This is a genomic window from Variovorax defluvii (assembly GCF_039541515.1).
GTDB lineage: Bacteria > Pseudomonadota > Gammaproteobacteria > Burkholderiales > Burkholderiaceae_C > Variovorax > Variovorax defluvii.
The window spans coordinates 16,886-28,533 of the sequence record NZ_BAABGJ010000080.1; the positions used below are offsets into that span (position 1 = coordinate 16,886).

Here is an 11,648-nt window from a genome sequence, read left to right on the forward strand (position 1 = left end):
GAGGAGTCGAGCATCATGTCCGCCCCTTCCTACCACGACACCCTGTTCCGCCACGCACGCAGCCACAACGGCTGGACCGGGGAGCCGATCCCCGACGCCACGCTGCGCGAGCTCTACGAGCTGATGAAATGGGGGCCGACCTCGGTCAACTGCTCCCCCGCGCGCTTCGTCTTCGTGCGCACGCCGCAGGCCAAGGAGCGGCTGAAGGAGGCCCTGAGCCCGGGCAACGTCGACAAGGCGATGAGCGCGCCGGTGGTGGCGATCATCGGCTACGACAGCCGCTTCTACGAGCAGCTGCCGCGGCTGTTTCCCCACAACCCCGGCGTCAAGGCCTGGTTCGAGGGCGAGGCCAAGGCGGCCTTCGCGCAGACCACGGCGCTGCGCAACAGCAGCCTGCAGGGCGGCTACCTGATCGCCGCGGCGCGTGCCCTCGGCCTGGACTGCGGGCCGATGTCCGGCTTCGACAACGCCAAGGTCGATGCGGCCTTCTTCGCCGGCACCGCGGTGAAGTCGAACTTCATCTGCGCCCTCGGGCACGGCGACCCGGCCCGGCTGCACGAGCGCGGGCCACGCCTTGCGTTCGAGGAAGCCTGCACCCTGGCCTGAAGAAAGTCGAATCACCTTCCGACGGAGACAAACGTGCGCAACATCTCGAAAGACAACATCACGCAGGCGGTACTGGACAGCCTGTCGGACACGCCCGATCCCCGGCTCAGGCGGATCTTCGGCAGCCTCGTGCGGCATCTGCACGCCTTCGCGCGCGACGTCGAGCTGACGGAGGAGGAGTTGTACGCCGGCATCCGCTTCCTGACCGAGACCGGCCAGAAGTGCGACGACAAGCGGCAGGAGTTCATCCTTCTGAGCGATGTGCTGGGGCTGTCCATGCTGACGGTCTCGATGAACAACGACAAGCCCGCGGGCTGCACGGAGTCGACCGTGTTCGGGCCTTTCTACGTGGAAGGCGCCCCGCGCTGCGAGCAGGGCGAGGACATCGCGCGTGGCGCGGTCGGCGAGTCCTGCGAGGTGGACGTCTCTGTCAAGGGGCTGGACGGGACGCCGGTCGCAGACGCGGTCGTCGATGTCTGGCAAGCCGATGCCGAGGGCCGGTACGACGTCCAGCGGCCCGGGCTGGCGCACGCCCAGGGACGGGGGCAGTTCCGTACCGACGCGCAGGGCCGCCTGCGCTTTCGCACGGTCCTCGCGCAGGCCTATCCGATTCCGACCGACGGACCCGTGGGCCGCTTTTTGAAGGCCGCGAACCGGCACCCGTGGCGGCCGGCGCATCTGCATTTCATGATCCAGGCACCGGGCTACGAAACGCTGATCACCCACCTGTTCAAGGACGGCGATGCCTACCTGGATTCGGACGCGGTGTTCGGTGTCCGGCAGTCGCTGGTCGCGCCCTGGGTCCACCGGGCCGAGGGCGGATACGCGCTGCACCACGACTTCGTGCTGAACGCGCGTCCGGTCTGAGGAGGGTCGGATGCACACGCTCTCCCACGACTCCCGGGTCGTCGATGTGGATGCCGCCGTCGATGCCGCGCCCGTCGGGCGAACCCTCGTGCTGGTCATGGTGCTCTGTTCGCTGGTGGCGTTCCTGGATGGCTTCGACACCCTTGCCATCACCTATGTCGCACCCGAGATCGCGCGCGCATGGCAGTTGCCGAAGGAGGCCTTCGGGCCGATCTTCGCTGCCCACTACGTCGGCGCGGCGATGGGCGCCGGGCTGTTCGGCGTGCTGGCGGACCGGATCGGCCGCAGGCCCGCCATTCTTGCGGCCACCGCGACATTCGGCGTGTTCGCGCTGACCACGCCGCTGTGCGACGGATTCGTCGCGTTGCTCCTGGTGCGTGGCCTGACGGGCCTGGGACTGGGCGGCGCGCTGTCGAACGTGATCGCGCTGGTGTCGGAATATGCACCCAGCCGCGTGCGCGCGACCATGGTCAGCATCATGTATGCGGCGTTTCCGCTGGGCGGCGTCATCGGCGGTCCGCTGTCGGCCTATGTGCTTGCCCAGCATGGATGGCATGCCGTCTTCCTCATCGGCGGGGTGGCTCCCCTGGTGTTGCTGGGCGTGCTGTTCTTCCTGCTGCCGGAGTCGATACGCTTTCTCGCGGCGCAGCGGACGAGGGCGCACGAGATCGCGGACCGCCTGCGGCGCCTGAACCCGGCGGGCGCCTTCGGCCATGGCGACCGGTTCGTGGTGGGCGAGCCGGCGCACCGCGGAAAGGCCTCCGTGCGGGTGGTTCTTTCGGGCGGGCACCTGCGCAGCAGCCTCTTGCTGGGGGGCGCCTCCTTCATCACGCAGATGGTGATCGTCTACGTCATCACCTGGATGCCGACCTTGCTCCTGGCGAGCGGCCTGGACCTGAGCCAGGCCATCCTCACATCGGCGACCTTCTCCCTGGGCGGCATCCTGGGCTCGCTGCTCCTCGCGCGCATCATCGACCGCGTCGGCGCGCCGTGGCCCCTCAGCGCGGCGTTCGCCGCCTCGGCCCTCGCCCTGGCCGCGGTCGGCCTGGCGCCCGGGGAAAGAATCGTTCTGCTGGCGGCGGTGGCGCAGGCCGGAGGGCTGATCGTCGGCGCCCAGGTCAACCTGAGCGCCTACTGTGCCACCGTCTACCCGACCGACATCCGATCGACGGGGCTGGGCTGGATCATCGGCCTGGGACGCATCGGGGCGATCTGCGGCGCCTTGCTGGGCACGGCCTTCGTCGCGCTGGGGCTCACCCTGCCGTGGCAATACGGCATCAGCGGCCTCGCAGCGCTGTGCACGGCCTTGCTGGTTCACATGGCGGGACGGCGGCGCCGGGAAACGGCGGGCGTGGCTGCCGTGGAGACAGCCTAGCGCGATCGCGATGGATGACCTCGAGCCCCGGGGTCGGCGTCGCTCATCGCCTGCTTACTCGTCGCGGATGCCGTTGCGCAGCACGCCGATGGCGTCCACCTCGACCTCGCACACGTCGCCCGGCTTCATGAATACCTGCGGGGTGCGCTTGTTGCCCACGCCACCGGGTGTGCCGGTCACGATCACGTCACCTGCCTCCAGCGGAATGAAGGCCGAGATGTAGGCAATCTGGCGCGGGATGCTGTGCACCATCATGTCGGTCGTGGTCCGCTGCATCTCCTGTCCGTTCAGCCGCGTCACGAGCGTCATCTTCCGGTCGGGCCCGATTTCGTCGGCGCTCACCATCCACGGGCCGAAGGCGCCGGTCTTCCAGAAGTTCTTGCCCGGGCCCCACTGCGAGGTGTGGACCTGCCAGTCGCGCACGCTGGCGTCGTTGTAGCAGCTGTACCCTGCGATGTGCGACCAGGCGTCGGCCTCGGAGATGTGGCGGCCGCGCTTGCCGATGACGATGGCGATCTCGCCTTCGTAGTCCAGGCGCTCGGAGACGCGGGGGCGCACGATGTCTTCGCCATGGGCGAGCTGTGAGTCTGCCAGGCGTAGAAAGATCACCGGCTTCTCCGTCACTTCCCTGCCCGTCTCGCGGATGTGTTCGCCGTAGTTCAGGCCGATGCAGAAGATCTTGCCCGGGTTGGGGATGACCGGCTGCAGCCGGACCTCCACGAGCGGCAGCGTGGCAGTGGCTGTGGCGATCCTGGCGGCGGCCTCCGAAAAGAGGTCTGCGGCGATGAACGCCTTCAGGTCCGGCGCACGCGTGCCGAAGATCTCACGCAGGTCGACCACGCGGTCGCCGACCACTGCGCCGTAGCTGTCCCGGCCATTGAACTGGTAGCTGATGAGTTTCATGGTGATTCCTTGAAGGGTTGGATGGGTGGGTGGGTGTCATGCCAGCCGACCTCCGATGCGCGTCGCGGCTTCGGTGATCAGGCGGACGACCTTGTCGAGATCAACGATGGCCAGGCGCGAGGTATCGAATACCAGGGAGATGGCGGCCCACGCGCCGCCATCGGACTTGAGGATGGGCGCGGCGACGGCCGCCAGCTGCGGCTCCAGCTCCCCCTTGGAGACGTAGTGGCCGGCCTTGCGGATGGCCGCGAAGTGGCGCCTGAATTCGCTCCAGTCCGGGGGCAGCCCGGCCTGGACCAGTTCGTCGTGCCGCGACTCGAAGACCTTCTTCAGCTGCGCGGGGCCGAAGGTGGAAAGAAGCACCTTCGGCGCACCGCCCTGGAAGAGAGGTCTCGGACGCCCACGGCCATAGGCGAGCGTCGCCGGTGCGCCACCCATCTCCCGATAGGTATCGAGCACCTGCAGGCCGAACAGGCCGGTCACCACGCAGTCGAATCCGGTCGCGGCCACCAGTTCGCGGATGATGGGCAAGCCCACCTTCAGCACCGGATCTGCCTTCCGGATGTAGTGGTCCAGCAGGATGATGCGCGGCCCCAATGCATAGTGCGAGTCCTCCACGCGTTGCAGCAGCCCGGCCTGCAGCAGCAGCCGCACGTAGCGGTAGCTGGTCGGCAGCGAGACATCGAGCTGCGCCGCGATGTCTTCCGCGGTGCGCGTCAGATGGGTGTCGTCGAAGAGGTCGAGCACCCCCAGCATGCGCTCCAGGCTCGACGTTGAAGATTCGGACACGGCAGTCCCCCGTTGAATGGCTCATGGCGCGACGGGGAGGTATTGCGAAATGCGATCCAGATCAGCCCCTGACCGTGCCACGCCGACGATGTATCGGTCGGGACGAAGTATCACGGCACTGGCGTCATGCGACTGCAGCCAGTCCTGCAGCCGGGGATCGGGCTGGTCGATGACGATGGCGCCGCTGCGCCGCCACCGTTCGGCGGTGGCCGCGGATGCCGTCGACAGCGCCTGGCGGCTGCCGATGACGGCACTGCGCCGCTCGAGGAGTTCGTCCAGCAGCCGCCCGTCCTGCAGCTGCGGCTGAGGAAAGGGCCGCCCTGCAAGCTCGGGCCGGGTGGGGTCGAATGCGCCCGAGCCCAGCAGTTGGGGCGGAAGCTCGAAGATCTCGGGACCACCCGCCTGAAACCTGGCATCGCGTTGCGCGGCCAGGGCCGGGTCGGTCGTCTGGATGATGTTTCCCAGTCGCACGGCCAGCTCGATGAGGGCGCGCACATGGGGCTTGCGTTCGGACTCGTAGGTGTCGAGCAGGGCATCGGGCGCTCGCCCGGCCAGCACCGCATCCAGCTTCCACGCCAGGTTCGAAGCGTCGCGGATGCCCGCGCACATGCCCTGGCCCAGGAAGGGCGGCGTCTGGTGGCAGGCGTCGCCTGCGAGAAGCATCCGGCCCTTGCGCCATCCGTTCGCGATCACCGAATGAAAGGTGTAGATCGCCGCGCGCTCCAGACGCGCCTGCTCGGGGCGAACCCATCGCGCGACCATCTGCCAAAGGTTTTCGGGCCGCACGAGTGCCTCGCCGTCGTCGTCGGGCAGCACCATGATCTCCCACCGGCGGCGCGCGCCGACCACGTTGCAGTAGGTCATGGGGCGCTGCGGGTCGCAGTGCTGGACCGTGTGGTCCGGCAGGTCGACCGGCTGCTCGAGCACGACGTCGAACACCAGCCAGGGTTGCCGAAGGCCGAGGTCCACCATCGGGCTGCCGATGTGCTGGCGGATGAGCGAGCGGGCGCCGTCGCAACCGACCACGTAGCGCGCCTTCGCCATCTCCACCTCGCCGCTTGCCGCCGAGCGATAGCGCAGCGTGGCGAAGCCGTCCTCCTGCCCGGCGCCGACCAGTTCATGCTGCAGCCGGACCTGCACTTGCGGGAAGCGCGCCAGTCCGTCGCGCAGCACGGCTTCGAGCTGAGGCTGGTGGAAGTAGTAGTTGTTGGCGCAACCGTGCGGCCCCAGGGCCGCCGTGCCGCCGCGGATGAGCATCGTCTCGCCGGCGCCGTTGACGAAATGCATGCCTTGCGTGCCGGGGCGCGAGATGCCCAGCACCCGCTCGCGCAGGCCGGCCGCCTGAAAGATGCGCAGCACCTCGCCATCGAAGTGGATGGCGCGCGGCAGCGGGAAGATGCCCGCTTCCTTCTCCAGGACCAGCACCGAGCGGCCTGCGGCGCCGAGCAGGTTGGCCAGCGTGGCGCCGGTAGGCCCCAGGCCGACGATGGCCACGTCGTAGAGGGGCGACTGTTCAGGCATCCTGGTCTTCCTGCATCCGGCGGGCGACCTCGGCCTGCCACTGGGCGCGGCTCATGAATTTCGGAAAGCGTCTGGCAATGGCCTCCGCCTGCGCCAGGATGACCTCGTCAGTCTGGCGCAGGTCGATCGGCTCGCGCAGCGGCTGGTCGCAATACCACGGCGTATCCATGAAGAGCTCCAGCCGATTGCCTTCCGGGTCGCGGCAGTAGACCGAGACCGCGTTGCCGTGCGTCACCGGATGCATGTCGCTGGCCCCCTCGGCCAGCAAGCGGTCGTGAAAGCGGCGCAGCGCTGCCAGGTCAGGCACGCGGAAGGAAATCTGGTTGACCACGTTGAACGCCATGTCGGCCGGGCGCCCCGTCGCCAGCACCAACTGATGGTGCTCGCCGGGATCGCGGCTCAGGAACACCAGTTGCACCGAACCGAGATCGCCCGCGTCCGTCTGGGTGAAGCGAAGCGCCTGCTTGTAGAAGCGCGCCATGCGCGGCAGATCGGTGACATACAGACCGATGTGGCTGAACTGCAGGTCCGATGCGGGTTTTGATGGGGTCAATTTGTCTCCTTCCGAGAACGAGTCATGGAATCTCATCGACGACGATTGAAATCATATGGCTATTCTCATAATTTGACAATGAGATATGTTCTCGTATGATCCGATCCAGTGCGATTGGCACGGATTCGCAAACGGAGACATTCATGACATTCCTGAAGAGGCTCGCCTCTCGTTCCGCCTCGTTGGCGGTGGCCACAGGGTTGGCCTTGTGCGCCAGCGGCGTCGCGGCCCAGGCCGAGTACCCCGCCAAGCCCGTTCGCATCATTGCCCCCTTCCCGGCGGGCAGCGGACCCGATGCCAACGCACGCGAACTCGCGGGCGAGCTCACCAAGATCCTCGGGCAGTCGTTCTTCGTCGAGAACCGGCCCGGTGCCTCGAACATCATCGGGACCGAGGTCGCAGCCAAGGCACCGGCCGACGGCTATTCCCTCTACATCGGCACGACCAGTTCGCTGTCCGTGGTGCCGCACCTGTATGGCAAGCTGCCCTTCAACGCCGAGCGGGACTTCGCGCCGATCAGCCTGCTCGGTGTACTCAACACCGGCCTGATCGCCCACCCCGGCGTCCAGGCCAAGGACGCGCGTGAACTGATCGCGCAGCTCAAGGCCAACCCGGAATCCGTGTCCGTCGCCACCCAAGGCATCGGCTCCTATTCGCACCTCTCGGCCGTGTGGTTCAACAGTGCGGCGGGGGTGAAGTCCAGCCTCGTTCCCTACAACAGCAACAGCCCGTATTCGGACTTGCTCGCGGGGCAGATCCAGATCATGTTCGACGGCCTGCCCGCGGCGGCGAGCAACGTCCAGGCAGGCAAGCTCAAGCTGCTGGGCATCACGGGCAAGGAACGGCACCCCAGCTTCCCCAACGTGCCGACCTTCGCGGAGCAGGGGCTGCCCGACTACGCGCCCATCGCCTGGCAAGGGGTCCTCGCGCCGGCGGGTACGCCGCCCGCGATCCTGGAAAAGCTCAGCGCTGCCATGCGAAAGGTCTGCCAGTCGCCCGATCTCGCGAAGAAATGGCGTGACTACGGCGGCGAACTGCGCTGCAACACGCCGGCCGAATTCACCGCCTTCATCCATGCCGACCGCGCCATGTGGGGCAAGGTGATCCGCGCCGCCGGCGTGAAGCTGGATTGATATGGCACGGCATTCAGGTGGCCCCGAGCCTTGAAGGAAAGCGATGGCAAGACTGCCTTACGCCGACATCGAACGCTCTGACATTGCGCCGCTGGTCGAGCGCATCACGCAGGAGCGCGGCAGCGTTCTGCATCTTTACCAGATGCTGTTGCACAGCCCAGCTGTCGCCGAGGGGTGGCTGAACTTCCTGACAGCCATTCGGCAACGTTGCGCGCTGAGCGCCGACCTGCGCGAGCTGGTGATCATGCGGGTGGCGGCACTCAATGGCGCTGCGTACGAGGCCGATCAGCACGCGCCACTGGCGCTGGCGGCCGGGGTCACCGAGAAGCAGTTGGAAGACCTCGGGACCTGGACCTTGTCCGACCAATTCACCGGACAGCAACGGGCGGTGCTTCAGCTCACCGATGAAATGACGACGGCCATTCAGGTCTCGCCGGATCTCATCGCCACCGTGGGTGCGTTTCTCTCACACAAAGAGATCGTCGAACTCGTGGTCACGATCGCGGCCTACAACATGGTCTCCCGTTTCCTGGAAGCGCTTTCCATTCACTCGGATGACAGTCGCTGAGGGTGGCTTCGAGCGGTCAATGCCCGTGCAGGGCGCGCGTGCTGGTCCGGCCGAGTGTCAAGCGGAGCATGGGCCGAAGGGGGCTCAGGGGTAAGGCGTGCTCAGGACTGGGAGCGGTCGGTCGGGCAGTGTGACTTGGACTTCTCTTGTTGGCCGTGATCCGTCATACAGCGACCGCACTCAGATCGCCCTGACGGGCCCTGCAGCGGACGTCGGAATTGGTCAGATGTCTTTCACGCGCTGCGTTCGACTGCACGATCCGTAGGGGACTCGGGCGGTTCAAACAACTGCCGAACGCCAGCGACCACGGCAGTGACGGCGGCGGCGGTGTTGGGAATGTGTTCAAAAACACGCGCCGGATCCAGCTCGCCCACATAGTTCGATCGGGCCACATGTCTGAAGCCCAAGACAGCCTTGAGGCTCTTCGCGCCTGCGGGATCGATCAAGGCTCCCCGGTCTTCCGTCGCCATGCTTGCAAGACGAATGAGATCCTGGTGCCATGTCTCGCTCTTTGGCAACTTGCCATCAGTTTGCTCAATCACCTGCTTGAGCAGGCTCTCCAGCTGGGTGTAGATGCCTTGGATGTGCTGTGCGATGCCCGCGGCGTGGAACGCCTCGTCATAGGCGTCGGGATGGTTCGACTTCAATCGCTGCTGTTTCGCCTCGGCATCTTGCAAGGCGGCCATGGCTCGCTCCAGATCCGAGGCCTTTGACAGCAGCAGGGTTTGGAAGGCGTGTTCACTCACGGGCATGCTCTTTCATCAGGGCTACCTTCGTCGCCGGCAGATGATCCGCGAACACCAAGTCGGCATCGACGTCCCGCAGGTGGGTCCATGCCACATCCCAGACGTCTGCCTCAGAAAGGCCGCCTTTGGACTCCACCAGGATGTCCAGATCCGATTCCGCGTCGATGAGTGCGCTAGCGCGCGCGAATGATCCAATCACCTCGCAGACCACGCCGCGGTGCCTCAGCGCTTCAAGGGTCTCCTGGATCTGGGCACCCAGCATCGTCCGCCGAGCATCGCTGCGATCTCGGAGGATGTCGCCAATGGGTCGACGCAGGAGACTGGGCATCGTTTGATGTTAGCGGATCGACCAACCTTACGGGGGGTCTGTTTCTCCCACGGTCGACGGTGGCCTGGAAGGCTTTTAAGCATACGGCGCGTGGGTCAAGAGCCTGGCTCGGCGCTGCCCGCTCTGCGGCGCGCGCTTCATCAACGGCAAGGACGCTGCGGGAGCCGCCGATCGCCGACAGTAGACTTCCGAGGTGGCCATAGCCGGACATTGAGCGGTGAGCGTGAGCGTCCGGTGGCCGGGCGCTGCCGGAAAACGCAGCGCTATGCCCAACGCTGGACGGCTTCCGCCGTGTCGCTCGGCTTGGTGTTGAAGCATATTCGGGCTCCGGGGGCGGCCCGGTGAACCACGTTGACCAGCTGCTCGAAAAGAAGAAAGTAAGCGGGGATTGTCCGAATACCGGCACCGATGACGACGCAGTTGAACGGCTTTTCAGCGAGCTTCTGCGCAACTACATCTGGAGCGGTATCCCCGAGATCAGTCAGGCAGAGTTCTGCCTCGTAACCCAGCGTGGCAAGCTTTGCCTGGTCCGCCTCCAGCCCGGCCCGAACCTTTTCGGCGTTCATGTCTGGCATCGTGCTGAAGTCGACCAGGTTCGGGTCCAGCCCAATCACCAACACTTGTGTCTTTGTCATCAGAGTCTCCTTCAGTCCTGCGATTCGTCAACCGAGGCCGCGAGCGTCCGGTCTATAGCGGATTCTGCGGCATGGCCTGGCTCCTGCATCGCGCTAGCCAGGCCCTCGTCGCCAACCACGCCCGTCGGTCGTCAGTCAACTCATCGCTGCGTTGCAGACATTCAGCCGGCCAGCAGGATCGAAGACCCTGAGAAACTCCCGTCGCGTCTTGGGCCCATAGGTCCTGAAGTGAGGATCGGGCTTCGCCACGTGCTGCCCAGCGCCGCGTGGACGTCGCTGTTCGCCTCGACCTGGTCCGGCTTCAGAAGAACAACCAGTAGAACAACCCGCCGAAGATCGCCCACTTCACCGCGTAGTAGCTGGGCTTGTTCCACGCCTTCAGCCGCTTGCCCAGCACGCGGATCTTGTAGACCTGGGCGAAGGCCTTGTTCAAGCCGCCGATGGGCTCGCCCTCTTCGTTCTGCGTGGCCGCGGCCTTGATCATGCGCCAGCCGATCTCGCGGTTGATCCAGCGCGCGATCGGGTTGTTGAGCGGGCGCTCGATGTCGCAGAACAGGATGAGGCGGGTCTCGTCGGTCAGGTTCTCGGCGTAGTGGATGTAGGTCTCGTCGAAGATCACCGGCTCGCCGTCCTTCCAGTGGTAGGACTGGCCGTCGACGAAGATGCGGCAGCTCGCTGCGTCCTGCGGCACCTTCAGGCCGAGGTGGTAGCGCAGCGAGCCGGCGAAGGGGTCGCGGTGCCGCACCAGCCGGCCGCCCGGCGGCAGGATCGCGAACATGGCCGCGCGCACCGACGGGATGCCGGCGAGCAGTTCGGTGGTCCTGGGGCACAAACCCTTGGCCGAGGGCAGGAAGTCGCCGTACCAGTTGAGATAGAAGCGCTTCCAGCCGGTGCGGAAGAAGGAGTTGAAGCCGATGTCGGTGTAGCCCTTGGCCGCCTTGATGTGGCCCTCGTCGAACAGCGCCAGGCCTTCGTCGCGGATGGCCTCCCAGTTCTGCTCGAGCACCCGCAGTTCGGGGAACTGCTGGACATCGATGTAGGGCTTCGAAGGCACCGACGAGAACCAGTACATCAGCACGTTCAGCGGCGCGAAGAAGGTCGAGTGGTCGCTCAGCTGCCGCCCCAGCCCATGGCGCACCTGGCCGCGGAAATGCACGTACAGACCTGCGCCGAGGAAGACCAGGGGGATCAGGAGCTTGTAGGACAGGAGACTGGACATCGGGCTCGCGGGCTGGGGGCCGCGGTAGAGGCGAAGGGCGCATTTTCGCCGAAGCGCCCGGCCTTCGCCCAGACGGCGGGCTTCCGGCGGCGACCCCGGCGCCAGCGCGGCGAGGATCAGCCGTAGAAGCTGGCCTCCCAACGCGCCTGGTTGCGCGCCGCCACGCGCACGAATGGCGTGGCGCGGATGTTGGAACGACAGGGGGGTGCCCGATCGTGCCATCTCCGGAGATGAATTCAGTCTTTGGTCTCTTCGAGGGATGAAAAATGGTCGAATGCCTTGAAATGCTGCGCGATCGGCGTTCCCGAGGCATCGACGATCTGCAGCCGCCGCGTCGCGTCGATCCGGCCGACGCGTGCCACGGGCGTTGCCGACCGGCGCCCGGCCTCGCGCACCGCCTCGGCG

The 11,648-nt window shown here is 66.3% G+C and carries 13 protein-coding genes; 5 read left to right on the forward strand and 8 right to left on the reverse strand.

Features of this window, described 5'->3' with window-relative positions; translation table 11 throughout:
* Positions 1 to 15: 15 nt before the first annotated feature.
* The 3 genes from ABEA07_RS22880 to ABEA07_RS22890 are packed head-to-tail and all read left to right on the forward strand — an operon-like array spanning position 16 to position 2,848.
* The gene (locus ABEA07_RS22880; RefSeq protein ID WP_345540769.1) at positions 16 to 606 is read left to right on the forward strand and encodes a malonic semialdehyde reductase; all 591 of its coding nucleotides are present in this window, start codon (positions 16 to 18) and stop codon (positions 604 to 606) included.
* Positions 607 to 639: 33 nt separating this feature from the next.
* Complete coding sequence (locus ABEA07_RS22885) at positions 640 to 1,473, forward strand: intradiol ring-cleavage dioxygenase (RefSeq protein WP_345540771.1); 834 nt, start codon at positions 640 to 642, stop codon at positions 1,471 to 1,473.
* Between the two features lie 10 nt (positions 1,474 to 1,483).
* On the forward strand, positions 1,484 to 2,848 hold the full coding sequence (locus ABEA07_RS22890) for an MFS transporter (RefSeq protein WP_345540772.1): 1,365 nt from the start codon (positions 1,484 to 1,486) through the stop codon (positions 2,846 to 2,848).
* Positions 2,849 to 2,902: 54 nt separating this feature from the next.
* Here the strand turns inward: ABEA07_RS22890 and ABEA07_RS22895 are convergent, their stop codons facing one another.
* Genes ABEA07_RS22895 through ABEA07_RS22910 form a run of 4 tightly spaced genes read right to left on the reverse strand, consistent with a single transcriptional unit; the run spans position 2,903 to position 6,614 of the window.
* A complete protein-coding gene (locus ABEA07_RS22895; protein WP_345540773.1) occupies positions 2,903 to 3,751 on the reverse strand; it encodes a fumarylacetoacetate hydrolase family protein in 849 nt (282 codons plus the stop codon).
* Positions 3,752 to 3,787: 36 nt separating this feature from the next.
* On the reverse strand, positions 3,788 to 4,540 hold the full coding sequence (locus ABEA07_RS22900; protein ID WP_345540774.1) for an IclR family transcriptional regulator: 753 nt from the start codon (positions 4,538 to 4,540) through the stop codon (positions 3,788 to 3,790).
* 21 nt (positions 4,541 to 4,561) lie between these two features.
* Complete coding sequence (mhpA, locus tag ABEA07_RS22905) at positions 4,562 to 6,061, reverse strand: bifunctional 3-(3-hydroxy-phenyl)propionate/3-hydroxycinnamic acid hydroxylase MhpA (protein WP_345540775.1); 1,500 nt, start codon at positions 6,059 to 6,061, stop codon at positions 4,562 to 4,564.
* The gene (locus ABEA07_RS22910; protein ID WP_345540776.1) at positions 6,054 to 6,614 is read right to left on the reverse strand and encodes a VOC family protein; all 561 of its coding nucleotides are present in this window, start codon (positions 6,612 to 6,614) and stop codon (positions 6,054 to 6,056) included. The genes mhpA and ABEA07_RS22910 overlap by 8 nt, the downstream gene beginning before the upstream one ends.
* A 143-nt stretch (positions 6,615 to 6,757) precedes the next feature.
* Here ABEA07_RS22910 and ABEA07_RS22915 point away from each other — a divergent pair, with 143 nt between their 5' ends.
* Entirely contained in the window at positions 6,758 to 7,747 is a 990-nt protein-coding gene (locus ABEA07_RS22915; protein ID WP_345540777.1) for a Bug family tripartite tricarboxylate transporter substrate binding protein, read from the forward strand.
* Between the two features lie 43 nt (positions 7,748 to 7,790).
* Complete coding sequence (locus tag ABEA07_RS22920; RefSeq protein WP_345540778.1) at positions 7,791 to 8,315, forward strand: carboxymuconolactone decarboxylase family protein; 525 nt, start codon at positions 7,791 to 7,793, stop codon at positions 8,313 to 8,315.
* Between the two features lie 233 nt (positions 8,316 to 8,548).
* Here the strand turns inward: ABEA07_RS22920 and ABEA07_RS22925 are convergent, their stop codons facing one another.
* The 4 genes from ABEA07_RS22925 to ABEA07_RS22940 form a co-directional block, all read right to left on the reverse strand.
* Positions 8,549 to 9,061, reverse strand: coding sequence for a ribonuclease toxin HepT-like protein (locus tag ABEA07_RS22925; protein ID WP_345540779.1), 513 nt, complete (start codon positions 9,059 to 9,061; stop codon positions 8,549 to 8,551).
* A complete protein-coding gene (locus ABEA07_RS22930) occupies positions 9,054 to 9,389 on the reverse strand; it encodes a hypothetical protein (RefSeq protein ID WP_345540780.1) in 336 nt (111 codons plus the stop codon). Before ABEA07_RS22930 ends, ABEA07_RS22925 begins: the two co-directional genes overlap by 8 nt.
* A 263-nt stretch (positions 9,390 to 9,652) precedes the next feature.
* On the reverse strand, positions 9,653 to 10,024 hold the full coding sequence (locus ABEA07_RS22935) for a hypothetical protein (RefSeq protein ID WP_345540781.1): 372 nt from the start codon (positions 10,022 to 10,024) through the stop codon (positions 9,653 to 9,655).
* Positions 10,025 to 10,325: 301 nt separating this feature from the next.
* Positions 10,326 to 11,243, reverse strand: coding sequence for an aspartyl/asparaginyl beta-hydroxylase domain-containing protein (locus ABEA07_RS22940; RefSeq protein ID WP_345540782.1), 918 nt, complete (start codon positions 11,241 to 11,243; stop codon positions 10,326 to 10,328).
* Positions 11,244 to 11,648: the final 405 nt, after the last annotated feature.

Coding starts and splice junctions, on each gene's coding strand:
- ABEA07_RS22890 (WP_345540772.1), top strand. CDS start 1,484: ATGCACACGCTCTCCCACGACTCCCGGGTCGTCGATGTGGATGCCGCC.
- ABEA07_RS22940 (WP_345540782.1), bottom strand. CDS start 11,243: ATGTCCAGTCTCCTGTCCTACAAGCTCCTGATCCCCCTGGTCTTCCTC.
- mhpA (WP_345540775.1), bottom strand. CDS start 6,061: ATGCCTGAACAGTCGCCCCTCTACGACGTGGCCATCGTCGGCCTGGGG.
- ABEA07_RS22930 (WP_345540780.1), bottom strand. CDS start 9,389: ATGCCCAGTCTCCTGCGTCGACCCATTGGCGACATCCTCCGAGATCGC.
- ABEA07_RS22935 (WP_345540781.1), bottom strand. CDS start 10,024: ATGACAAAGACACAAGTGTTGGTGATTGGGCTGGACCCGAACCTGGTC.
- ABEA07_RS22895 (WP_345540773.1), bottom strand. CDS start 3,751: ATGAAACTCATCAGCTACCAGTTCAATGGCCGGGACAGCTACGGCGCA.
- ABEA07_RS22880 (WP_345540769.1), top strand. CDS start 16: ATGTCCGCCCCTTCCTACCACGACACCCTGTTCCGCCACGCACGCAGC.
- ABEA07_RS22920 (WP_345540778.1), top strand. CDS start 7,791: ATGGCAAGACTGCCTTACGCCGACATCGAACGCTCTGACATTGCGCCG.
- ABEA07_RS22915 (WP_345540777.1), top strand. CDS start 6,758: ATGACATTCCTGAAGAGGCTCGCCTCTCGTTCCGCCTCGTTGGCGGTG.